Source organism: Pseudomonas sp. LY-1, from assembly GCF_053502595.1.
The window spans coordinates 1,484,234-1,506,392 of record NZ_CP094353.1 but is presented as its reverse complement, the minus strand read 5'-3'; the positions used below and the strand labels follow the sequence as shown (position 1 = coordinate 1,506,392).

Sequence of the window (22,159 nt, the reverse complement as noted above, 5' to 3'; positions counted from 1 at the left end):
AACCCCCGCGGGTTACACCTCCGAATCCCAGATCACTGTGACGTTCCCTTCATAGGTGCCGGACTCACCGGGCTGCAACATCGTCTCCACATCGTCGCGCGCCACTTCGAAATGCAGGGTGCCAGGCTTGCGGTCGACGAACATCGTCGACAGCAACAGGTGCGTGCCGCTGCCGTCCAGCCGCAGCGGACGGCGCTGGACCGGCTGACCTTCGGGGTCGACGATGCCGTGGGGCATGGTCACGCCGACCTGCAACGGCACCGAGCGCCCCGACCTGGCGTCACGGATCCGGCAGGTGTTGTCTGCCGCCTCGACGTACTGGCATTCCATGCCGATCCTGAAGCGCGCGGTGGAATAGAAGTTGAAGGTCTGGTCCCTGAACAGCCGCGTCGGTTTGCGCCCCTGGCTCAACCAGCCTTGCCAGCCACCCTGGGGCAGCAACTCGACGCGCTCACCGCCCGGCGGGATCTCGACCTTGAGGATGTGATCGACCGAAAGAATGAAATTGAGGGTGATCTGCTCATCGTTGGGTAACATCACGTTGCCCAGGTCGAAGTCCTTGTGCGGCCCGACGCTGTACGTCACCTGCCCGCGGTAGGTCCCGGCCCTCATCCCCAGGGGGTCGGGCGTGACCAATTCGTAGGTGAAACCGAGGCCATCGAACCAAAATGTCTCGGCGGGGATATGGCTGGCGGCTCTTTGCGCACACCCCCTGACACCTTCCGGCAAAAACCAGGTGAACGCGAAAAGCCATTGGTTGCCGACACTCACCCCGCTGGATTGACACGGTGGCGGTGGATAATCGTGTTCCCAACGCACAGTGGGGTCCTGCCGCAGCCACCGGAACACCATGCCAATGCCACTGATCCGGAACTGAAGGGTTTCGGCCTCTCCCGTTTCGTCATGCACGACGGTGATGTTTCTGCGTTCGGTCGGCGCATGAAACAACAGATGATTGCGATCGTCCCCGCCCGGCACGATCGGCGCGCTCATCCGAAAGTCGATCGGAAGACCGATGCTGTAGCGCGTCTCGTTGCAGTACTGCGGCGCCCAGGTGCAATAGCTGTTACCCGGCGGCGTGTGGTTTTTGAACACGTTGCGCGCCGGCTGGCTGGGGTCCGGCCGGAACGAGGCCAGGATGTCCACGGTGGCCGCCGTTACGTCGGCGGGCAGCCCCACCAGCAGCCCGGCCAACCACAGCCCCAACACCTTGTTTTTGATTTGCATGGGTTCACTCGTTCTGAAAAAACTCAAGCGTGGCCCCCGGTTCATGGGCGCAACGCATCGAAAATGATCTGCACGTTGCCGAAGTACTGGCCGGGGAGGTAACCGTCCTCAGGCTTCTGTGCGGCAATTTCCAGCAGCACCCGTTTGCCGACACGGGCCTCGGCTTCCGGCACCACGCGCATGGCGTCGAGCCCCAGCACCTGCTGATTGAAGGTGACGGTGAGCGCAATGTTGTCGCGGCCGTTGAACAGCACCGGTTCATAGGCGAGGTAAGCGTCCACCGCGCCCAACACGTTTTTCACATCGAAAGGCTCGCGCAGCGCACTCAGGGTTTCAGTCACCGGGTTCCAGCTCAGGGTTTGCTCACGCTCCAGAAAGCCGGGGTTGAGCGGCAATACATAGAAGTCACTGGTGGGGACTTTGACCGACACCTGGAACACCGCCTCCTCGCGGGCGGCCAGGGCGCTGAAGCTGAGCGCGCTCAACAGCGCCAACACGGCCCAGCGGCTCATCCTTTCACCTCTTGATTCTTCTGCGTGTCGCCTTCCACCAGCTTGAAGGTGTAGTGACGCCCGGTTTGTTTATCGAAGGTAAAGGCACGCCCCGGCAGCACGTGGTTCTTGGTGGTCGGATGGCAATCGGTCGGCTTGCCGGCCACACAGTTCTTGAACTCGTCGACCACGATTACGCTGTTGCCGTTGTTGCGCAGTTCATAGCGAGTGGCGCCATCGTTGATGCGGGTGTCGTAGCGGGTGTCCTTGGGGCGCACGAAAAACACCGTGCCATAGCCGGCCAGCACGCTGACGCCGGCCTGCAGGGTCTTTTGATATTCCTCACGCTCTTCTTCGGACAGGGCAAAAGCGTCCTCTTTTTCCGGCACCACCGGGATGTAGCGCACCCGGAAGTAACGCTCGCTGGCGCGCTCGCCCATGTACAGCAAGCGCGTGCCCTGCATGCCGTTGGCCGGCACGATCAGGCGCGCGGGGCTGGCCATCAGGCCATCGCGGGCGCTGGCGTCGGCCAGGGATTGCACGGGAATTTCCTGAGGCACGCCGCTGGCGTCGTAGACGATTTCGAGGATCTCGACCTTGACGAACGCGGTGCTGGTGCCGCCGTTGAAGATGCGTTTGAGGTAGCTGCTCTTGCTCCCGTCCAGGTAGTCATAGACCACGCCGACGTTGATATTCGGGCCCGCCTGGACCCCCAGGGAAACCATCCACACGCCCAGGATTGCGGCTAATACTTTCATTGCTTTACACCTCATTAACGGTTGGCCTGAAGCCAACCCACTCGACTTGCGAAGCGCAAATACCCGCGCCCGAACAGGCCTATCCGTATCGATGTTCATGGCTTACACCCTGTGCGAATCACCCCGACGTCGGCCGCTCGAATGCGCCATCGGCCAAGGTATCCGGCGTGCAACGCAGGTCGCCGATCATCAGCACATCGTTTTCACTGCGGGCCTTGCTCGGGTCGAGGCGGAACTGACAGAGCAACTGGTTGCCCCGGCGCACTTCCAGGGTGGGCGAGCCGGCGTTCATTTCCATCGAGAAGAACCCATCGACCTCGCTGACGCCACGGCTGGCATGGTTGATCACGTGATGGCCCTTGAGCGGGCGGCCCTGCGGGTCGAGCAGGCGACCGAGCACGGTGACGGTTTTCATCACGCGGATCTTGCGGTAGTCCACCCCGCCCTTGTTGATGTGGTAGGCGCTGCGCGGCGGCTGGATGTTCGCCGCCGGCGGGTGGTTGCCGTCGAAGTCGAACGCCACAGAGCCGGTCCGGTAGGCGGTGAGCGGCACGAAGTTGCGCCCCGGCCGCAGCGCGGTGCTGCCACCGCTGAGGTCGTCGGCGCGCAGGGTGATGTCGTCGAGGTCGGTTTCCACATCGACGATCATGCCCGCGCCGTCGCCGTGGTACTGGCTGGTCAGGGCCATCTTCTGGCCGCCGACGGCGAAGGTGCTGTGCAGGTTGAGGCCGCCGGTGAGGTTGCCGTTGAAGGAGGAGCGCTGGGCAAACGCATCGCCTGCGAGCATGTCGCCGTGGAAGCTGGTCATGCCGGACAGGCCGACGCCGTAGGTGTCGGTCAGCACGGTGGCCGAGACGTTCTGCAGCACATGGCCGCTGAGGTCTTTGCGGTAGGTCAGCGAGCCATTGTTGTCACGTTTGCCGTCGCGCGAGGTGCGCGAGCCGATGCTGCCCGACCACTGCTCGCCCGGCCCACCGAGGGCCAGGTTGAGGGTCAGGTCGACGCCACGGTTGCGCCGGTCGCCGGTGCTGCGGCTGGCGGGGCGGTCGAACAGCGACAGGCGCCAATTGGCATCGCTGCCGAACAACCGGTCGTGCTTGCTCCAACCCAGGTCCAGGCCGACGCCCTCGACGTTGCCCTGGCTGTGGGACAGGCGTGCATTGAGCGAATGCTGGTTGATCAGGCGGTGGTTGATCGACAGCGACGAGGTACTGGTCTGGCCGACGAAGGTTTGCCGGGTGCGCAGCCGCGTGCCGTCGGGCAGCGTGTCGTAGGTGTTGCGGGTGTCCAGCCAACTGCGGTTGTGGCTGGCGATCACGCTGCCGGCGCCATAACTGTAGAGGCCTTGCACGTCCATGCCGGTGCCGTGGTCCTGGGTCTGGTAGACGTTGGCGTACAGGCTCGCCTGGGTCGCCAATGTCCAGTCGATGGAAGCGCCGTATTGCATGCGCTCCTGCACCTGGCGCCCGGACAAGCCGACGATCACACGCGGGTGCAGCAGGTAATTGAGCGAAGCGCCGGCGGTCATATCGCCTTTGTCGCGTTGCTCCCAGTTGTTGAACAAGGTGCTTTCGCGGCCGGCGAACACGTTGTAGCGCCAGCGCTCGTCATGGTTGCGCCAGTTGTTGGGCTTGTACACCAACTCCTGGGTGGTGGCAGTGACCTGGCCGTCCTCGACCAGGCGCACTTCCACTTCATAAATGCCACCGGGCAACGGCCGCGTATCGATGCTCTGCAAACCGGCGGCCACCGCCTGGGTGTTGATCAGCAGGCCGTTGCGGTAAATCTCTACCGAGCCCTGGCGGTTGGAGGTGACGTAGATCGGGTACACGCTGGGCTTGGGGTTGTTGATAGCCAGGCTGTCGGAACTGCCGAGCATCGCACCCACGGCGATATCCGGCGCGGCGCCGAACGCACGCGGCTGGCGATTGAGCCCCTCGGAGGTGGGCGTGAAATAGCCCAGGCGCAGGAACTGGCCTTCGAATTCGCGCTGGGCGTACAGCGAATACAGTGCGTGATAAAGCTGGGTGTCCGGCCCGCCGAGGCGTGCCAGTTGCAGGTTGAGCGCATGGCTCCAGTTCCCCAGGCTGCTGCTGGCTTCAACCCCGAAACGTCCGCCGAGTTCCTGCGCTTGGCCGCCGTTGAGGTTCAACTGGTTGCTGACAATCAAGCCCGTGCTGCCGTCCTGGGGCTGGTGGTAATAACGTTGATGATCGGTGTCGTGCTCGGCGTTCTCCGTGAGGATCGAGACCAGCGAGTTTTCCAGGTTGTAATGCACCGCCAACATCTTCTCCGGGCAGGTTTGCGTGCAACTTCCCAGGGCCGCGCCTTGTTGCAGGTAGTCGCTCCAGGTATCGCGCTCAGCGGGTTGTATCGGGCTGTCGCTGATATCGGTAAAGTCCAGCAGCGTGAGGCGGTCATCGCGCGAAAGTATCACCATCGCCTCGCCCAGAAAGACTTCGTCGCGTTCGATACGCACGGCCAGGGGCACATCAAAAAAATGCTCTTCGAATTCGCTCGGCAAACCTTTCGCCTGAGCCAGTAAACTGCGTGGCGTATAACTGTTATCAGCCGTCGCCCAGGCAGCCGAACAGGCAAGCAGGGCCAGCGCCGCCGCGATGGGTTTCATCGGGAACATGAACTTAATACTCTATGGCGAACTGCAAACCATCTGGAAACCGACCGCAGGCGAACACAACCTGCGGGCGGTGGGTGTGATCGATAAGGCGCGGCCTTATCGCGTGCCGGGTGCTTAGAAAGCGGTGCGCGGCACGTTGTCGAAGATCACTGTGGCGACGCTGGTGTAGAGACCGGTCTGGGTGTCCGCCGGCTTGGCGGCCTTGATGGTCATCATTTTTTGCAGGCCGGGGTTGGACTCTGCGTCGGCGGCCACTTCTTGCGGGCTACCGGTCAGGGCCACGGTGCCCAGGGTGATGGTCAGCGGGATCGAGTCCGTGCCGTTGGTGAGCGCCGCCGGGCCGTCCTGCAGGTAGGCGTCGATCGAGCCACCGGTGTTTTTCAGGGTGAACATCGAGGACAGCGTGCTCAGTTCGCCGGTCACGGTGTTGTAGGTCATGATTTCGTCGCGACCGAAGTTGGGGTCCAGGGGCTGGGCGTGGAACTGCTTGGTAGGGATGTCGGCCTTGATGTTGATCGTGGTGCTTGCATCGTTGGCGGCCATGGCAGCCGAAGAACCCAATACCGCAACAGCCAGCGGGAGCAGAACAGCAAACTTCTTGATCATGCTTGAATACCTAGTAGTCATTTAAAGGAAGGCGGTTAACTAAAAAGCAAGTCAAGACTCACTTCCAACTAACAGCGCGGCGCAATGTTCATTGTTTGGCTGAACATTCAACGCCGGGAAATATTCGACCAATGCGCTTTAAAAGTAAGCAGGCAAGCTCCGAGAAACATGCAGGCCAATAGGCCATTACGCTGGAGGAAGAAATACAATAAATACGATTTTTAAAAAAACGACTGTAAGACGTTAATGACACACAGATAATTCAATAAAAGCAGTACAGTTATCAGGAGACACTTAACGCACAACTTCATATCTGTAGTATTGGAACTACACGAGGGCATCACTCTACGCCTTCAACGGCCACCGCCTAGATTGACGACGGTGTTATTGACGTAGGATCTGGACTTTTCCACCCCCCTGCCCGCGCCGGCAGGGGGGTCAGGCTTACTGGACGTGGGTGAGTTTCACCACCTGATCGAGGGCCGAGAGCAGCCGTTCGAACGCGCTGAACCGCTCGTCCTTCAGTTCTGCCCAGCGCTCGATGAAGAAGCGGCCTTGATCGTCGATCTGCACCGGCGTGGAAAGGATCTCGCCGCTGCGCGAGTGATGCACCAGATTCACTTCATGGGGTGAAAGCTGCTCGACCATGAACTGCCCCGGTCGCGTCAAGCGTGAACGATCGGCGGGAACATAGGCGCGAGGAGGACGCATGCCAGGGACGCCGACAGCCAGGGTGAAGTCGCTGCGGATCGCCGTCAGCCGGTTGGGGTACAACGACGATCCGTAGGCGACGGTCCATTGCAGCCCTGAGCGCAGCTCGCTGGCCGTGCCCGCCGGTACATCTGAGAGCCGCAGGCTGATCGCCCCTTGCGTCTGGGCCACCCCCGCAATCCCTTCGACCGAATGCACATGGGCATTGCCCATGTGCGCCACCCACTTGTGCGCGCCCTCGGCAGCCTGGTCTTGACGGATGACCTCGCCGGCAAAGAAGTTGAACATCGCAATGCGCGACGTCTGCGGCGCGCTCATGCCCTTGGTGTGGTAGCTCGATACGCAATCCAATGCGCGGATGCGCAGGCCGTGTTTGCCCGCCACTTCCACGACGCTGGTGTAGGTGTGCGGCCCGCGGTACTCGGGCATGTGGCCCCGGTCGAGGGTCCACAGGCGGTCTTTGAGCGCTGGGGGCAATACGCCCGTGCGCTGGAAGGTATCCAGGTCGGCCTGGTGCAGGTCGGTGAACAGGTGCTCCATGTACAGGGTTTTGACGCCTTGCTGCTTGAGCGCCTTCATCTGATCGATCAGCAGCGCCTTGCTCGATTGCTCGACGTGGCTCTCGCAGACAATCAGCCCCCGAGCGTGTTGGTAGCTTTGCGCGATAAAGTCGGCGGGCGTGGTGTTCGCCGGCAGGTCCGGCAACGTCGGCCTGGGGGGCAGTTCAGGGGTTTTGAAGAACGCCTGCGCCGCTGTGTTCAGGCGCTCGCGGGTCTTGCGGAAGGCGCTTTCGGCAGCGGCGATTTTCGGGTTGAGCGACCCATAACGGGTGTCGAACGCATGCGCGCCTTTGCCCATTTCATGCAGCTCGGGGACGAACCGCGAGTCGATGTCGAACTCGCTGTACGCGTTTGCGCGGCCAGGCGCGGTGACGAATGCCGGGGGCGCCGTGTAGGCGGTTTGCAGGGTCAGCTTGAAGTCGGCTTTGGCCGCCGGGTCGTCGACGATCGCGCCGGGCGTATCGTTCCAGATGCCCACCAGTTGGCCGGGGGCGACGTCTTCGACGCGCACACTCAGGGTCTTTTGCAGGTCGGCCAGGCCCGGGGTCTGGGTGTGCGTGTTGAGACGGCGGCTGTCGACCAGGGCGACCCACCCTTCGCCGGGTTTTGCGCCGATGTCGGCCTCGATCAGCGTGTGGGAGTAGAAGTTTCGCTGGGCGTTGGGCCGAGGGCTGACCAGCGCACCGTTTTTCAGGTTGAAGGCTTTGTCCACCTCGTAGCCGGTGGACGCGTCCAGCCCACAGACGGCGATGTTTTGCCGGCGCGCCGCAAGGATCAGGGCGCGATAGGAGTGCGGCGAGTCGTTGGCGATCCCCAGGGCTGCCTCGACTTTTTTCAGGTACTCGCTGATGTGCCAGTAGCTGCCGCCGGCGTTGAACTTGTCCAGTTTGCCCCGGAACAGGTCCGCCGGCAGGTACTCGATGTACAGGCGCCTCACGCCCTGCTCGTAGAGGGTGTGCATATTGTCGATCAGCAGCTGTTTGGCGGCGAGCGAGCCAGGCACGGCGCCCACCACCAAGCCGGGGTTTTCCTTGAAGGCGCTTTCCAGGATGTGCCGATGGCTCGCGCTGGCTTCGAAGGCCAGTACATCGGCCCTGGGAACGATGGGATTGAGCTGGGCGAAGAACGTGTCGGCATCGCCGCGCAACTGCAGGTAGGCGTGCAGATAAGGGGCCTGGAGCGGGGCCATTTCATAGGTCAGCAGGCTGTCGCGGGTACCCTCGCCCAACAACTCATCGACGCTGGAGGTGTTGCGAAACTCCACGCTCAGAACGCTTTCGTAGTCCTTGGCCAGCTCCGGCGGAACTTCATAGCGCTGCAACGCGTGGGGGCTTGGCGCGGGGCGTTTCGGCGCCCCGCCGGTGAGGCCCGAGCGCACCCAGCGGCCCTTGGCGTTCTGGTTGACCAGGCGGGCGGTCGACACGAGTTTGCCGCTCACCGGGTCCTGGCGAAACAGCAGATAGCGGCCCAGGGCATCGGGGGTTTTGCCCGCCCACAACGGCCGGCCCTCGAACCACACCGCCTGCATACCGGCGAGCGCGGGGCTCGGCGGCTGCAGTTGTTGGATCAACGCCATGGTCTGGCGCGGCGCTGCTGGGCGCATGAGGTGGCGCATCGGCCGGAGCAGCGGGCCGATGGACTTGAGTGCCGGGCGCAGGTCGCTGAACACTGCGCCGAGGCTGTTGCTCAGGTAGCCGACGAAGTGTTGCAGCGCCGCATCGGTGTCGCCCTGGTTGTAGGCGTGCAGGGCCAGCATGCCGTCCTTGAGCGCCAGCAGCAGGCCCAGGCTCAGGCTCAACACCGGGAACGGTGCGGTCGCAATGGCGATCAGCGGTTCGAGGCAACTCCAGACCAGGCCCATGATCATGTCGCTGCGATTGACCGTGGTGGCGGCAACGTCGTCGATCTTGCGTTGCAACTTCATGTCGTGCAGCAGGTGACGCAGGTCGAGCACGGGCGGCACGCGCTCGATCGCGTCGTAGCGCGCCAGGCTCAGGTCGGTGCTGTTGAGGTCCGCGGGCAGGCCGGCCTGGGCGGTTTGCAGAAAACGCCGCACGCGCACCCGGGACTGCACACCGACGCGGGCGCTGAAGTAATCGAGCATGCCGTCGACTTTTTTCAGCAGGTAGTTGAACAGCCGGGCTTCGCGCAAGAACACGCCGTCCGGCGCCTGCGGCGTATAGAGCAACACCGGGTTCGCGCCGTGGCTGAACAGCAAGGTGTCGATCACCCAGTCGCCGTCGATCATCAGGCGATGCACGTTGTAGGTGCTGCGCGTCTCGACCGAGGTGTCGTCCAGGCTCTTGATGGCGCGTTCAAACCAATCCAGATCGACCTGGGCGATATGGCCTTTGAGGCGCGATTCGAGCGCCGCACTGTGCAACTGCAACTGGTTGATCGCCAGCGTTGCGTCGCGGCGCAGGGCATAACCGGGGCTGGCCGGGTTTTGCAGTTTGGCCTGGACTTCATCGGCGTAGCGCTGGCCGATCCATACGCCGCGCACCGAAAGCGCGACGTTGCGCGGCGTGAGCTTGCTCAGGTCGACCCCGGCCGGGCCCATGAAGGTGGCGACGGTGTCGAACCTGGCGTCGAGAAACCCCAGCGAATCCTCATAACCATCGCGATACAGGCGGGTGTAGGACACCGACGCCGGGCGCGTCAACGCCGGGAAGTCTTTGGGGTAATGCACCCACACCGTATCGGGGTCGACATCGTTTTGCCGCTGGCGCCCCAGCAGGGCGTTGAGCTGCGTCTTGGCCTGGGCATGCAGGAAGCGCTCGAAGCTGATGAAGCGGGCGTCGGATAACGGGTTTTGCGCATAGGTGTTCGCCGCGCCTTCGGCGTTTTCCGCCAGTTGAGTCAGTTGTCGACGCTGGGCCTCGGTGGCGGCCCGGTACCACGTCGGGGTGCCCCAGTGGTAATCGTCGGTCTGCACCTGCAGCAGTTGGGCGCGCAGGGCCTTGAGGCAATCGGCGTGGTCGGCCGCCTGGCTGAAGGTGACGTGGCGATATTCCTGGCGCGCCGGAATGAAGCCCAGGCCAGCCATGAACGTTTCCAGACCCGCACGGGACTTGAGGGCGACTTGCCCCAGCAGATAAGCGCGCATGGTTTCGTCCGCGCACCAGCCGAGGATATGCGCCTGGCAGCCGGTTTCCGTGTCGAACCCATGAAACTGCTGGGCCTGCGGCGCTTCGGGGGTACACAGCAGCAAGCGCTGGATCGCGCCCTGCTCGTCGCGCTCGCGCAGCAGCCAGAGGTCCTTGAGCACGCAGCCATTGAGCGCAACGCTGCTCGCGTGCAGTTGCGCGTCGGTGCCGCGACGCAGGCGGGAAACGCGTTGATAGTCGGCCTCGGTGATGTGGTTTTGCAGCGTAGCCGCGTAGGCCAGGGCATTGATGCGGCGGTCGAGCATCTGTTCGATGGCGGCGTGGATCTGCGGCTTGGCGTAGTACTCGCGGCGCACGGCCTCAAACTCCGCACGCGGTTTGAGGCTGTCGAGCAGGCTGACCAGATAGGCCGGGGTCAGGTCTTGATAGCGCTCGGGCAGCGGCGCGTCGGCATACGTGAGGGTGGTATTGAGCAAAAACGCCGAGCCGGGCAGTTCGTCGCCGGTGTGCAGTCCGCGCAGCGCCAGCGCGGTCAGGTTGTGTTTCTGCTCGTAGGCGCCGACCCTGGCCACACTGCGGCGCGTGCGGACTTGCAGGCGGTCGGGGTCCAGGTCGGTGATTTCCAGGTCAGCGGCCAGTTGTTCGAGCAACTGATAGCGCGCCAGGGCCTGCGGCGAGGCGGCATGGCCGAACAGGTTCAGCAGGGCTTGGCGGGCCTCGTCGTACTCGCTCAGCTGCCGCGCCAGGGTCTCGCGCTGGTGGCTCGGCGCGTTGCGATACCAGGCCGGGGCGCTGTGCTCCAGGCAACGGTCGAGCAGGCGCTGGGCGCGCAATTCCAGGCGCGGGCTGAGGTCGGGCAAGGCCGCGCGAATCGCGTCGTCCAACTCGGCAAGCAGCTGTCGGGCGCTATGGTCGGGGTTGGCGTCCAGGCTCAAGGCCCAATCGATATCCAGCGCGCGTTTGGCCAGCCTGGCGTCGTAGGTGTGTTCGCACAGCGGTTCGCTGTTGATGGGGACCAGCTGCAACGGCCAGACGCCCATGACGGACAGCCCCCAGTACTGGCGCGGCAGCAGGCGCATGAACTCCTTGCGCCAGCTGCCGACCGCCATCGTCTCGCGCAGTCGGCGGTTCATCTCGGCCAGCGAGCTGAACGACTCGAAGCCGCGGGCCGGCGTGAACAGCACGACGTAGCCGGCATCGTCGGCCGGGGTCAGCTGCGCGACCACGGGGGTGTTTTTTTCGGTCAACACAAAGGCCCCGGCGAACTCGATCGTCTGGGCTCGATAGCTGAAAGTCAGCGCATAGATGCCCGGTCGAAAGCTCGGCCCGAGCCCCAGGTTCTGCACCAGGCGGGCCTCTTCACGATGCAGCAGAGAGTCCTGGATGTTGAGCCTGGCTTCGAGTTCCAACGCGACCAGGCCGGCGTCGTTGGCCATGAACGTGCGCAGGCTTTGGCCGCCCAACACCCCGGTTTCGTCCAGTTTCTGCAAGTGCGCCGTGAGGTCGCGCTTGAGCGTCGCCAGCCGTTGCTTGCCCTCGTCACTTTGCAGGTCGGCCTGCGCCACATCGGCATACAGCGCACGACAGCGGTCGAAGTGAGCGCGCGCGTGCGCCGTGAGCGTCTGGTTGAGTTTTTCAAGCTGTTGTAACTCGACGGGGAGCGGCCGCTTGGACAGTAACGGGGTGTCGGTTTCGAGCAACTGGTGACCGATCTGATGCAGATAACCGCGTATTTCCAAGGAGGTTGGCGAGTAAGGGGGAGAAATCAATGTGCTCATCGCACTGGCTCCATGCACATGGGAAGAGCCATCAGCATGCTGGGCGCATCACGCGGGACGGTGGTAGTTAAGTAGGCCGCGACCGTTGGTCGACTGATCTTGAACAGTCTAAAGATATATCTTAAGTTATATCTTAACCAAAACGGAGAGACCCAAAATGAGAGAGCATCATCCCCATTCCCACGGCGACGGCCGCGACGGCTTCGAAAAACGCCCCGGCCGTGAACGCGGCGGTCGCGGCCCACGCGTGTTCGCCCCCGGCGACCTGAAGTTGCTGTTGCTGGCGCTGATCGCCGAGCAGCCGTGCCACGGCTACGACCTGATCCGCCAGATCGAAGGCCTGTTCGACGGCGCCTACAGCCCCAGCCCCGGTGTGATCTACCCGACCCTGACCTTCCTTGAAGAAAGCGAATTGATCAGCGGCGATGCCGAAGGCGGAAAAAAACGCTACACCATCACCGACGCCGGTCGTCTTTCTTTAAGTGAGCAGGCGATTGCACTGGAAGGCGTGCGAATGCGTATCGACGTGAGCAAACGCTCGCTGCGCGGCCATGATCGCCCGCCCGAAATACACGAGGCGGTGCATAACCTGCGTCATGCCTTGCAACTGCACCACGGACGCTGGAGCGCCGAAGAAATCGCGCGGGTCGCCACGCTGCTCAACAGCACCGCACAAGCCATCGTCGACGGCCCGGCCGTTCAAGCTGTCCAGGGGGAAAATCAATGAATACGCCCGTCATCCATCGCGTCAGCCACGAGATCAAACGCCGTCGCCTCGACGTGCTGCGGGTGGTCGATATCACCCCGCGCATGCGCCGCATCACCCTCGGCGGCCCCGAACTGGCGGGGTTTGTCAGCCTGGGCAGTGACGATCACATCAAGCTGATGTTCCCGCAGAACGCCGCCGAGCAAGCCGCGCTGCAAAGCCCGACCTTCAGCATCAAGGGCGATGGCCCGCAGCCGGCCATGCGCGACTACACACCACGGCGTTTCGACCTGAACCTCGGCGAGTTGGACATCGACTTCGTGCTGCACGGCGACGGCCCCGCCTCCACCTGGGCCGAGCAGGCTCAAGTCGGCCAGCACCTGTACATCGGCGGCCCACGGGGCTCGATGATCGTGCCGGACATCTTCGACAGCTACCTGCTGATCGGCGACGAAACCGCCCTGCCCGCCATCGCCCGCCGCCTCGAAGAACTGCCGGCCGGGCGCACGGTGCTGGCGGTGATCGAAATCGCCGATGCGGCGGAACGGCAAGCACTGCAAAGCGCGGCCGAGGTAGAAGTGATTTGGGTGGTGCGCGGCCAGGCCGACCTGCTCGACACCGTGCGCGCACTGACGCTGCCGAGCGGTGCGCTGTACACCTTCGTCGCGATGGAAACCAAGCTGTCGCGCCAGGTGCGCCGGGTGCTGCTGGATACGCACAAGGTCGATGAAGCGTTCCTCAAGGCCGTCGGCTACTGGCGCGCCGAGGGCAGTGAGGAAGAATGAGTCATCCGTGGGGTTTGATGCTTTTATCCAACCCCACCACCGCCAGAGCAATCAGCACGAACCCCGCCAGAATCCCCCCGGCATTCACGAACACCTGTGGATAACCGAGGGTGCCGACGTCGAAAAACGGATACTGGTATTGCCCGAGCAAATCCCCGCGCAGCAGCACATAGGCGAAGTACACCAACGGGTACAACACCCACAGGCCAATGTGTTTGCACTGCAACGTGCCCTTGGGCACACAGCGCCACCAGTAGACGACAAACAGCAGCGGCATCACGTCGTGCAGCAATTCGTCGGCGATGAACTGGAACCCTTCGGGCTGCCACAGGTGCCGCAGCAACAGGTTATAGGCCAGGCTCACCAGCACGATGCTGGCGACAATCGCGCTGCTGACCCTGGGCGCCAGGAAAAACCGCTTCGCCGCTGAATCACGATCAACCACGGCGTAGCTCAGCACCACCACCACCAGGGTGTTGGTCAACACGGTGAAGAAGCTGAAGAAGTTGACCAGCCCGCCCAACAGGCTGGCGCCCGTCGACCAGCGCGAATAGAAAATCAGGTATTGCTGAATCGCCAACCCCACCCAACCGGCCAGGGCCGCCGCCGTCACACAGCGTTTCATGGGCTCAGTCCAACAGGCGTTTGGTACGCATCAGTTTCACGTACAGCCCTTCGACTTTCTCCCGCGCCCACGGGGTTTTGCGCAGGAACGTCAGGCTCGACTTGATGCTCGGGTCGCTCTTGAAACAGCGGACATCGATGCGCTCGGCCAGACCGCTCCATTCGTAGTGTTCCACCAGGGTGGTGAGGACGTGTTGCAGAGTCACGCCGTGAAGCGGGTCGTTGCTTGTCGCGGTCATGCCAGGCCTTTTGCAAAAAGAGGAAATACAGCCGCGCACCTTAGCCGACGGGGCGAACAGGTGGAAGCACCGCATTGAATATAGCCCCTGGGGAAAAGTTGCCCTTTTCAGGGCAAAAAGAGATGTTATATTGTAACGATAGTTATCAGCCGTAAGCTGTTCGTTACCATTTGCCGCCTTCTCTTTTTGTCGTTTGCCAAGGAATGTCCGATGTCCCTCTCCTCTGCCTGGCGCTTGTCGCCCCTCGCCGCCGCCCTGCTGATCTGCTCCGAAGCCCATGCGCTGGAACTGCAACCCCAAGTCATCACCGCCAACCCCCTGGGCAGCGCGCAACTGGCTTCGCCGACCACCGTGCTGGAAGGCGATGAGCTGACCCTGCAGCAAAAAGGCAGCCTCGGCGAAACCCTGAACAAGCAACCGGGCGTGTCGTCGTCCTACTTCGGCCCGGGCGCCAGCCGACCGATCATCCGCGGCCAGGATGGCGACCGCATTCGCCTGCTGCGCAACGGCGTGGGCGCGCTGGATGCGTCGTCGCTGTCCTACGACCACGCCGTGCCGCTGGACCCGGTCAACGTCGACCGCATCGAAATCGTGCGCGGCCCGGCGGCCCTGTTGTACGGCGGCAGCGCCATCGGCGGGGTGGTCAACACCTTCGACAATCGCATCCCCACCGAAGCCATCGAAGGCATCCACGGCGCCGGCGAATTACGCTACGGCGGCGCCGACACCACGCGCAGCAGCGCGGGCAAACTCGAAGCCGGCAACGGCACCTTCGCCCTGCACCTGGACGCGAATGCGCGGGAATTCAACGACCTCAAAATCCCGGGCCAAGCCCGCAGCCGCCACGCCCCGGAAGCCGAAGACGGCCCCGGCAAAAACGGCCGCCTGGGCAACAGCGACGGGCGCCAGGACGGCGGTGCGCTGGGCGGTTCCTACACCTGGGACGACGGTTATGCCGGGCTGTCCTACAGCACCTACGACAGCAACTACGGCTCACCCGCCGAACAGGCTGTGCGAATCCGCATGAAGCAGGACCACTACGCGTTTGCCTCCGAGGTACGCAACCTGCAAGGCCCGTTCACCTCGGTGAAACTCGACGCCGGCTACACCGACTACGAGCACCGCGAAATCGAAGGCGGCGAAACCGGCACGATCTTCAAGAACAAAGGCTATGAAGCCCGGGTTGAAGCGCGCCACCAGCCGCTCGGCCCGTTCGACGGCGTGGTCGGCGCACAAGTGACCCGCAACGAGTTCTCGGCCCTCGGCGAAGAAGCCTTCGTACCGCAGACCGACACCAACGCCGGCGCGCTGTTCATCCTCGAAGAAATGCAGGCCACCGAGCGCCTGAAACTCAGCCTCGGCGGGCGCCTGGAGCACACCAGCGTCGACCCGGACAGCAAAGGCAACGCGCGCTTCGCCAATGCCGACAAGACCAACGACTTCACCGCCGGCAGCCTGTCGTCCGGCGCGGTGTACACCCTCACGCCGATCTGGTCGCTGGCCGCAACCCTGGGCTACACCGAACGCGCGCCAACCTTCTACGAGCTGTACGCCAACGGCGCTCACGTCGCCACCGGCACCTACGAGTTGGGCAACGCCAACCTGAAGAAAGAAAAAGCCGTATCCAGCGACCTCGCACTGCGCTTTGACAACGGCACGCACAAGGGCAGCTTCGGCGTGTTCTACAGCCGTTTCTCCAACTACATCGGCCTGCTGGGCACAGGTCGCACATTGAACGACGAAGGTGAAGAAGACGCCGGCGGCATCCCCGAATACGAATACTCGGGAGTGCGTGCCCGTTTCGCCGGCTTTGAAGCCCAGGATCACTGGAAGCTCGGCGAAGGCGCCTACGGCAAGTTCGCACTGGAACTGTCGGGCGACTACACCCGCGCCACCAACCTCGACACCGGCGAAGCCCTGCCGCGCATCGCACCGCTACGCCTGAACAGCGGCTTGCTGTGGGAACTGGACCGCTGGCAAGCGCGCATCGACATCGAACACGCCGCCGGACAAGGCCGTGTGCCCTCCAACGAAAGCGGCACCGACGGCTACACCACACTGGGCGCCAGCGCCGGCTATCGCTTCAACGTCGGCGGCAGCCAGTGGCTGGCATTCGTCAATGGCGAAAACCTGACCAACCAAACCGTGCACTACGCCAGCTCGATCCTGCGCGACATCGCCCCGGCAGCAGGCAGAAGCGTACAAGTGGGCCTGCGCACCACCTTCTAACGCCCCAAAAAGAACCGCCCAACGATGCAAAGCGAGGCTCTTGATCCGCTTTTGATCCAAAGCACCCCACAATGCGAAGCGAGGCTCTTGACCTGCTTTTGATCCAAAGCACTCCACAATGCGAAGCGAGGCTCTTGATCCGCTTTTGATCCAAAGCACTCCACAATGCGAAGCGAGGCTCTTGACCTGCTTTTGATCCAAAGCACCCCACAATGCAAAGCGAGGCTCTTGATCCGCTTTTGATCCAAAGCACTCCACAATGCGAAGCGAGGCTCTTGATCTTGATCTTGATCTGAGGCGCCCCGTTAAACCACGCTGGCCGAACGCAGGCTTGAATCCGTGGGTAACCCGGCAGGACGCCGGGTTAGCCGTCCTGGGCCAGGGATGGCCCATGACGGCGGCCCACGGATTCAAGCCTGCGTTCGGGCACACCGAGCACTAGCGAGGTGCCGAGTGGTGGGGCAAGAGCCCTTTGGTTACTTTGGGGCTTTTCCAAAGTGACCCGCCGTAAGGGCGGAACCCATAGCCGCCGTTACCAAAGAAACGGATATACACCCCACTCCCCGGGCTGCCTACAAAGCCGCCACGCCAACACCGCCCCCCGTTTAACAGCGACATTCTGTCACTGTTACCAAATCCGAAATAATGCATCTTGCGATTTTCACTTTCTCTCAACGCCCCACCGCATTATCCTTGGCGGCAATAACCTGAAACGATTCACTCTCGGTCAACCCCAACCTACCGAACCCCCCTCGCTACAAAGACAGCGCTGTCTCACACCCGACCGCGCCTAAAAATAAATCACCCCCCTGTGGATACCCCCCGCTATCCCCAGGAAAAACCGACTCACGCTGAACCAAGCCCGTGCCAAATCGTCATCTACAGTGAAGACACACGGGGACACATAATTCCAACGTCACGGAGAAACACACTATGAGCACTGATGGTGCCTCAAGCCCAAGCCGCCTACTGCCCAGGCTGCTAGGCGTCTTGCTGCTGATCATGGGCCTGGCCTTACTGGCCGGCGGTATCAAGCTGAGCCTGCTCGGCGGGTCGCTGTACTACCTGCTGGCCGGCATCGGCATCACCCTGACCGGCCTTCTGCTGCTGGCCACCCGCCGCGCCGCGCTGGGCCTATACGCACTGGTACTGTTCGCCAGCACCGTGTGGGCACTGTGGGAAGTCGGCCTGGACTGGTGGCAGTTGGTACCGCGCCTGGCACTGCTGTTCGCCCTGGGCATCGTCATGCTGCTCCCATGGTTTCGCCGTCCGTTGCTGCGTGGCCAATCGGCCCCACTGGGCACCGGCGCGCTGAGCGTGGCCGTGGTCCTGGCCGGCGCTGCCGCCGTGGCCAGCCAATTCACCCACCCGGGTGAAATCAAAGGCCAACTGGACCGCGACGCAGTACCGGGCATGGCCAGCGCCGCGCCGACCCAGGCCGATGGCGACTGGAATTCCTACGGCCGTTCGGCCTACGGCGATCGCTACTCGCCCCTGGCGCAGATCACCCCGGAAAACGCCCACAAACTGGTTCCAGCGTGGACCTACCGCACCGGCGACATCCCAGGCCCGAACGACCCGGGCGAGACCACCGCGGAAAACACCCCGCTGAAAGTCAACGGCATGCTCTACGTGTGTACCCCGCACAGCCAGGTGATTGCCCTGGACCCGGATACCGGCAAGGAAATCTGGCGTTTCGACCCGAAGATCAGCACCGAAGGTGCCGCAAACTTCAAGGGCTGGGCGCACATGACCTGCCGTGGCGTGTCGTATCACGATGACGCCGCCTACGCCTCCGAACAGAGCCCGACCGGCAGCGCCAGCCCGGCTGCCGCGCCGAACGCCTGCCCGAAACGCATCTTCGTGCCGACCGCCGACACCCGCCTGATCGCCCTGAACGCCGACACCGGCAAGATGTGCGAAGACTTCGGCGACAAAGGCCAGGTCGACCTGCGTGCCAATATCGGCAGCTTCGCCCCAGGCGGTTACTACTCCACTTCGCCACCGGCGGTGACCAAAAACCTGGTGGTGATCGGCGGTCACGTCACCGATAACGTCTCCACCGACGAGCCCAGCGGCGTGATCCGCGCGTTCGACGTCCACACCGGCAAGCTGGTGTGGAACTGGGACAGCGGCAACCCGGACGACACCACCCCGTTGGCCGAAGGCAAGACCTACACCCGCAACTCGCCGAACATGTGGTCCATGTTCTCTGTGGATGAAAAACTCGGCATGCTCTACCTGCCGATGGGCAACCAGATGCCCGACCAATACGGCGGCGACCGTACCGAAGACTCGGAAAAATACAGCGCCGGCCTGACCGCCCTGGACATCGACAGCGGCCACGTGAAGTGGACCTTCCAGTTCACCCACCATGACCTGTGGGACATGGACGTGGGCGGCCAGCCTTCGCTGATCGACATCAAGACCGAAGCCGGCGTGAAACAAGCGGTGATGGCGTCGACCAAACAAGGCAGCATCTACGTGCTGGACCGCGCCACCGGCCAACCGGTGGTGCCAATCCACGAAGTGGCCGTGCCGCAAGGCGCAGTCGCGGGCGATCACACCGCGCCGACGCAACCGAAGTCTGATCTGAACTTCATGCCACCGCCGCTCAAAGAGCGCGACATGTGGGGCGTGACCCCGTTCGACCAGATGCTGTGCCGCATCGATTTCAAATCCATGCGCTACGACGGTGCGTTCACCCCGCCTTCGCTGCAAGGTTCCATCGTTTATCCGGGTAACTTCGGCGTGTTCGACTGGGGTGGCATTTCCGTCGACCCGGTGCGCCAGATCGCGTTCGTGAACCCGAGCTACATGGCGTTCAAATCGAAACTGATCCCGGCGGCCGACATTGCCAAGCAAGGCCCGCGCATCAGCGAAACCCAAGGCGTGCAACCGAACAAAGGCGCGCCCTACGGCGTGATCCTCGAAGCGATGCTGTCGCCGATGGGCCTGCCGTGCCAGGCGCCGGCGTGGGGTTATGTGGCGGCGGTCGACCTGACCACCCACAAAACCATCTGGATGCACAAGAACGGCACCGTGCGCGACAGCTCGCCGGTTCCGGTCCCGCTGACCATGGGCGTGCCTAGCCTGGGCGGCACTTTCACCACGGCCGGTGGCGTGTCCTTCCTCAGCGGCACCCTCGACCAGTACCTGCGTGCCTATGACGTGAAAAACGGCAAGCAACTGTGGGAAGGTCGCCTGCCAGCCGGTGCGCAAACCACACCGATGACCTACACCGGCAAGGACGGCAAGCAATACGTGCTGGTCGTGGCCGGCGGTCACGGCTCCCTGGGCACCAAGCAGGGTGACTATGTGATGGCGTTCAAACTGCCGGATTAAGCAAAACCTGCAGCAAAACAAAGGCGGCTACCCTCACAGGTAGCCGCCTTTTTTGGTTGGCATCAGCCTCGCGCGCGCATGAAATCCCCCCAGCGCCGCACCAGGTAGTTGTGTTCATCCATCACCGAATTCCACACCGCGATATGTCCCATGCGCTGCTCATAGGAGCCGCCGTCGCGCACTTCGCCGATATCGATCAGCGGCAGGCCGTCGCTGCCCGGTAACTCTTCGCGCGCGGGCTTGCCGGCGTACCAGTAGTCCCATTCGGCGCTGGTCAAGTGATCGCGGCTGCGTGCCGGGTTGCCGATGTAGTAACCCTGGCGCGCCATCACCGCGCCCGGCCAGCCGGACAACCACCAATTGAGGTACGCATAAGCCGCGTCGAGCACCGGGCCCTGGGCATGGCGCGACAACGACAGGCCGCCGAACCAGGCGCGATAGCCTTCACGCGGCACTGCCAGGCGGTACTTCACCCCGGCGCGATGCAGGCGCATCAGGGTCGGCGACCACAGGCTCTGGATATCGATGTTCGGGCTGAGCATCAATTGCGCGGCTTCTTCATCGTCGGACCAGAACGCCGCGAAGTGCCCTTCCTTCTGCTTGCGCACCAGGATATCGGCGAGTACGTCGATCTCTTCGATGCTCATGTTGCCGATGTCCCTGAACCTCGCCAGCCCGGCGCCCTGCACCGCCAACGCGGCATCGAGCGCGCCGATGGCCGCGTCACTTTGCAACGCGGTACGCGCGCGCAACAGCGGGTCGAGCAGCCAGCCCCAGCTTTCATTGCTGCGGCTGAACGCCTCGGGCAGGCGCTCGGGGCGGTAGGCGAAGCTGTCGGCGTTGTGGGTCAGCGGCAACATGCTGATGCGTTCGGTGACCGTGCTGCCGAGGCTGCCATCGTGCTGCACAAACAACCGCTCGCTGGGCACGCTGCCACTGCCCAGGCGGTCGCTGGGCGACAGGCGACCGCGCTTGGGCAGGTCGTTGATCTCATGCCACAAGGCGATACGCCGCGTGTCGATGGGTTGGATCGCGCGGGCGGGCCACACGAAGTCGACGTTGTGGAACCACTGGTCGTACAGGTCGTAGCTGTCGGGCTGCATCACGGCGATGCGCTGGGCCTGTTCGACGTCATGCACCTGGTACACCAGGCGAATGCCCAGTTCCTGTTCGGCCCGCACGCGCAAGCATTCGAGCAAGGTCACCGACGTACCGAGGACTCTTAAGGTGATCATGCCGCGAACCGCCGTGAAAACGCCTCAAACGAGCGGCGCAGCAGCACCGGGTCGAGGCCGCGCAGGATAAACACCAGGCGCGATTGGCGGTCGCTGCCCGGCCACGCTGGCAGGTGGACCGGCGCATGCAGGCAGTGCTGCACACCATGAATGACGATGGGGGCCGAGCTTGCGTTCACGTTGAGCAGTCCTTTGACGCGAAGGATTCGTTCGCCATGGCATCTTAACAGCATCGACAACCACACTCCGAAACCGACCCAATCCAGCGGCCGGTCGAAGCTCAGGCAGCAGACTTGCGCGGCGCCGTGGCGGGCGGTGGTGGTCCGGTGCAGTTGCCAGCGCCTGACTTCGGCGGCCGGTTCGGCGCTGCGCAGACCTGCGCCGAGCAGCAGTTGATCGCCGCTGTGGATGTCGCGGCTATCAAGGATCGGCGTGCCCGCGTTCAGCGCCTGCAGGTGCAGGCGCAGCGGCGTGCAGTCGTCCACAAGGTCGGTCTTGCTCAGCAGCAAGCGATCCGCCGCCGCCACCTGGGCCAGCCATTCCGGGTGCAGGCGTTCCTGCAGGGCCGCGTGGCTGGCGTCGACCAGGGTGATGACCAGGCCGATATGAACACGCCCGCGCAGTTGCACGTCGTTGTTGAGGGTCGCGAGGATCGGCGCCGGGTCGGCCAGGCCGGTGGTTTCCAGGATCATCCGCTTGAAGGCCGGGATCTCGCCGCGCTCGCGGCGTTGCAACAGGCTGAGCAATGCGTCTTTGAGTTCGCCGCGAATCGAGCAGCACACGCAGCCGCCGGGCAGCAGCACCGTGTCCGGCGCGACCTCTTCCACCAGCAGGTGGTCGATGCCGACGTCGCCGAACTCATTGATCAGCAGCGCCGTGTCGCCGAGGCTTTCGCCCTGCAGCAGACGCGTGAGCAAGCTGGTCTTGCCGCTGCCGAGGAAGCCGGTGATGACGTTGAGGGCAATACTCATATGTTACCTCCGCCCCTTGTAGGAGCGAGCTTGCTCGCGAAAATCGTCAACGATGACGCGGGCATCCTGGATGCACGCGGCGTTCTCGGGCTTTTCGCGAGCAAGCTCGCTCCTACAGGGAGCATTCCAAGTGATCGAGTAGTTGCGGT

General features: G+C 63.3%; 14 protein-coding genes. 4 read left to right on the top strand and 10 right to left on the bottom strand.

The features are described from left to right. Positions 1-12: 12 nt before the first annotated feature. The 6 genes from MOQ67_RS06880 to MOQ67_RS06855 all read right to left on the bottom strand — a co-directional run bounded on the left by MOQ67_RS06880 (position 13) and on the right by MOQ67_RS06855 (position 11,876). Positions 13-1,227, bottom strand: a complete 1,215-nt coding sequence (locus tag MOQ67_RS06880; RefSeq protein ID WP_017844574.1) for a hypothetical protein — start codon at positions 1,225-1,227, stop codon at positions 13-15. Positions 1,228-1,268: 41 nt separating this feature from the next. Continuing rightward, the gene (locus MOQ67_RS06875) at positions 1,269-1,739 is read right to left on the bottom strand and encodes a CS1 type fimbrial major subunit (RefSeq protein WP_017844573.1); all 471 of its coding nucleotides are present in this window, start codon (positions 1,737-1,739) and stop codon (positions 1,269-1,271) included. Then, entirely contained in the window at positions 1,736-2,476 is a 741-nt protein-coding gene (locus tag MOQ67_RS06870) for a molecular chaperone (RefSeq protein WP_448675894.1), read from the bottom strand. The genes MOQ67_RS06875 and MOQ67_RS06870 overlap by 4 nt, the downstream gene beginning before the upstream one ends. 118 nt (positions 2,477-2,594) lie before the next feature. Further along, positions 2,595-5,114: a TcfC E-set like domain-containing protein gene (locus MOQ67_RS06865; protein WP_017844571.1), complete on the bottom strand. Its 2,520-nt coding sequence runs from the start codon at positions 5,112-5,114 to the stop codon at positions 2,595-2,597. 114 nt (positions 5,115-5,228) lie between these two features. After that, on the bottom strand, positions 5,229-5,720 hold the full coding sequence (locus MOQ67_RS06860) for a CS1 type fimbrial major subunit (RefSeq protein WP_046384572.1): 492 nt from the start codon (positions 5,718-5,720) through the stop codon (positions 5,229-5,231). Positions 5,721-6,164: 444 nt separating this feature from the next. Next, positions 6,165-11,876 (bottom strand): dermonecrotic toxin domain-containing protein, encoded by a 5,712-nt coding sequence (locus MOQ67_RS06855; protein WP_448675893.1) that lies wholly within the window; start codon positions 11,874-11,876, stop codon positions 6,165-6,167. A 157-nt stretch (positions 11,877-12,033) separates the two neighbouring features. On the opposite strand from MOQ67_RS06855, the gene MOQ67_RS06850 reads away from it, so the two are divergent. Together MOQ67_RS06850 and MOQ67_RS06845 are read left to right on the top strand one after the other, a co-directional pair. Then, complete coding sequence (locus MOQ67_RS06850; protein WP_017844567.1) at positions 12,034-12,603, top strand: PadR family transcriptional regulator; 570 nt, start codon at positions 12,034-12,036, stop codon at positions 12,601-12,603. Beyond that, entirely contained in the window at positions 12,600-13,367 is a 768-nt protein-coding gene (locus tag MOQ67_RS06845) for a siderophore-interacting protein (RefSeq protein ID WP_046485831.1), read from the top strand. Before MOQ67_RS06850 ends, MOQ67_RS06845 begins: the two co-directional genes overlap by 4 nt. Before the next feature lies 1 nt (position 13,368). Here MOQ67_RS06845 and MOQ67_RS06840 read toward each other — a convergent pair whose 3' ends face one another. Both MOQ67_RS06840 and MOQ67_RS06835 read right to left on the bottom strand, forming a co-directional pair. After that, positions 13,369-13,992 (bottom strand): Pr6Pr family membrane protein, encoded by a 624-nt coding sequence (locus MOQ67_RS06840; RefSeq protein ID WP_017844565.1) that lies wholly within the window; start codon positions 13,990-13,992, stop codon positions 13,369-13,371. A 4-nt stretch (positions 13,993-13,996) separates the two neighbouring features. Beyond that, a complete protein-coding gene (locus MOQ67_RS06835; protein WP_448675892.1) occupies positions 13,997-14,230 on the bottom strand; it encodes a VF530 family protein in 234 nt (77 codons plus the stop codon). Between the two features lie 210 nt (positions 14,231-14,440). On the opposite strand from MOQ67_RS06835, the gene MOQ67_RS06830 reads away from it, so the two are divergent. Both MOQ67_RS06830 and MOQ67_RS06825 read left to right on the top strand, forming a co-directional pair. After that, positions 14,441-16,459 (top strand): TonB-dependent receptor, encoded by a 2,019-nt coding sequence (locus MOQ67_RS06830; protein WP_448675891.1) that lies wholly within the window; start codon positions 14,441-14,443, stop codon positions 16,457-16,459. Positions 16,460-17,392: 933 nt separating this feature from the next. Beyond that, positions 17,393-19,804, top strand: coding sequence for a glucose/quinate/shikimate family membrane-bound PQQ-dependent dehydrogenase (locus tag MOQ67_RS06825; RefSeq protein WP_046488581.1), 2,412 nt, complete (start codon positions 17,393-17,395; stop codon positions 19,802-19,804). Positions 19,805-19,866: 62 nt separating this feature from the next. Here MOQ67_RS06825 and MOQ67_RS06820 read toward each other — a convergent pair whose 3' ends face one another. Together MOQ67_RS06820 and MOQ67_RS06815 are read right to left on the bottom strand one after the other, a co-directional pair. Then, the gene (locus tag MOQ67_RS06820; protein ID WP_026139746.1) at positions 19,867-21,039 is read right to left on the bottom strand and encodes an ABC transporter substrate-binding protein; all 1,173 of its coding nucleotides are present in this window, start codon (positions 21,037-21,039) and stop codon (positions 19,867-19,869) included. Beyond that, entirely contained in the window at positions 21,036-22,010 is a 975-nt protein-coding gene (locus tag MOQ67_RS06815; RefSeq protein WP_448675890.1) for a CobW family GTP-binding protein, read from the bottom strand. The genes MOQ67_RS06820 and MOQ67_RS06815 overlap by 4 nt, the downstream gene beginning before the upstream one ends. Positions 22,011-22,159 lie beyond the last annotated feature (149 nt).

Bases quoted from the DNA above. Each gene is read 5' to 3' on its own strand.
- MOQ67_RS06880 (WP_017844574.1), bottom strand. From the start codon at position 1,227: ATGCAAATCAAAAACAAGGTGTTGGGGCTGTGGTTGGCCGGGCTGCTG.
- MOQ67_RS06875 (WP_017844573.1), bottom strand. From the start codon at position 1,739: ATGAGCCGCTGGGCCGTGTTGGCGCTGTTGAGCGCGCTCAGCTTCAGC.
- MOQ67_RS06870 (WP_448675894.1), bottom strand. From the start codon at position 2,476: ATGAAAGTATTAGCCGCAATCCTGGGCGTGTGGATGGTTTCCCTGGGG.
- MOQ67_RS06865 (WP_017844571.1), bottom strand. From the start codon at position 5,114: ATGTTCCCGATGAAACCCATCGCGGCGGCGCTGGCCCTGCTTGCCTGT.
- MOQ67_RS06860 (WP_046384572.1), bottom strand. From the start codon at position 5,720: ATGATCAAGAAGTTTGCTGTTCTGCTCCCGCTGGCTGTTGCGGTATTG.
- MOQ67_RS06855 (WP_448675893.1), bottom strand. From the start codon at position 11,876: ATGAGCACATTGATTTCTCCCCCTTACTCGCCAACCTCCTTGGAAATA.
- MOQ67_RS06850 (WP_017844567.1), top strand. From the start codon at position 12,034: ATGAGAGAGCATCATCCCCATTCCCACGGCGACGGCCGCGACGGCTTC.
- MOQ67_RS06845 (WP_046485831.1), top strand. From the start codon at position 12,600: ATGAATACGCCCGTCATCCATCGCGTCAGCCACGAGATCAAACGCCGT.
- MOQ67_RS06840 (WP_017844565.1), bottom strand. From the start codon at position 13,992: ATGAAACGCTGTGTGACGGCGGCGGCCCTGGCCGGTTGGGTGGGGTTG.
- MOQ67_RS06835 (WP_448675892.1), bottom strand. From the start codon at position 14,230: ATGACCGCGACAAGCAACGACCCGCTTCACGGCGTGACTCTGCAACAC.
- MOQ67_RS06830 (WP_448675891.1), top strand. From the start codon at position 14,441: ATGTCCCTCTCCTCTGCCTGGCGCTTGTCGCCCCTCGCCGCCGCCCTG.
- MOQ67_RS06825 (WP_046488581.1), top strand. From the start codon at position 17,393: ATGAGCACTGATGGTGCCTCAAGCCCAAGCCGCCTACTGCCCAGGCTG.
- MOQ67_RS06820 (WP_026139746.1), bottom strand. From the start codon at position 21,039: ATGATCACCTTAAGAGTCCTCGGTACGTCGGTGACCTTGCTCGAATGC.
- MOQ67_RS06815 (WP_448675890.1), bottom strand. From the start codon at position 22,010: ATGAGTATTGCCCTCAACGTCATCACCGGCTTCCTCGGCAGCGGCAAG.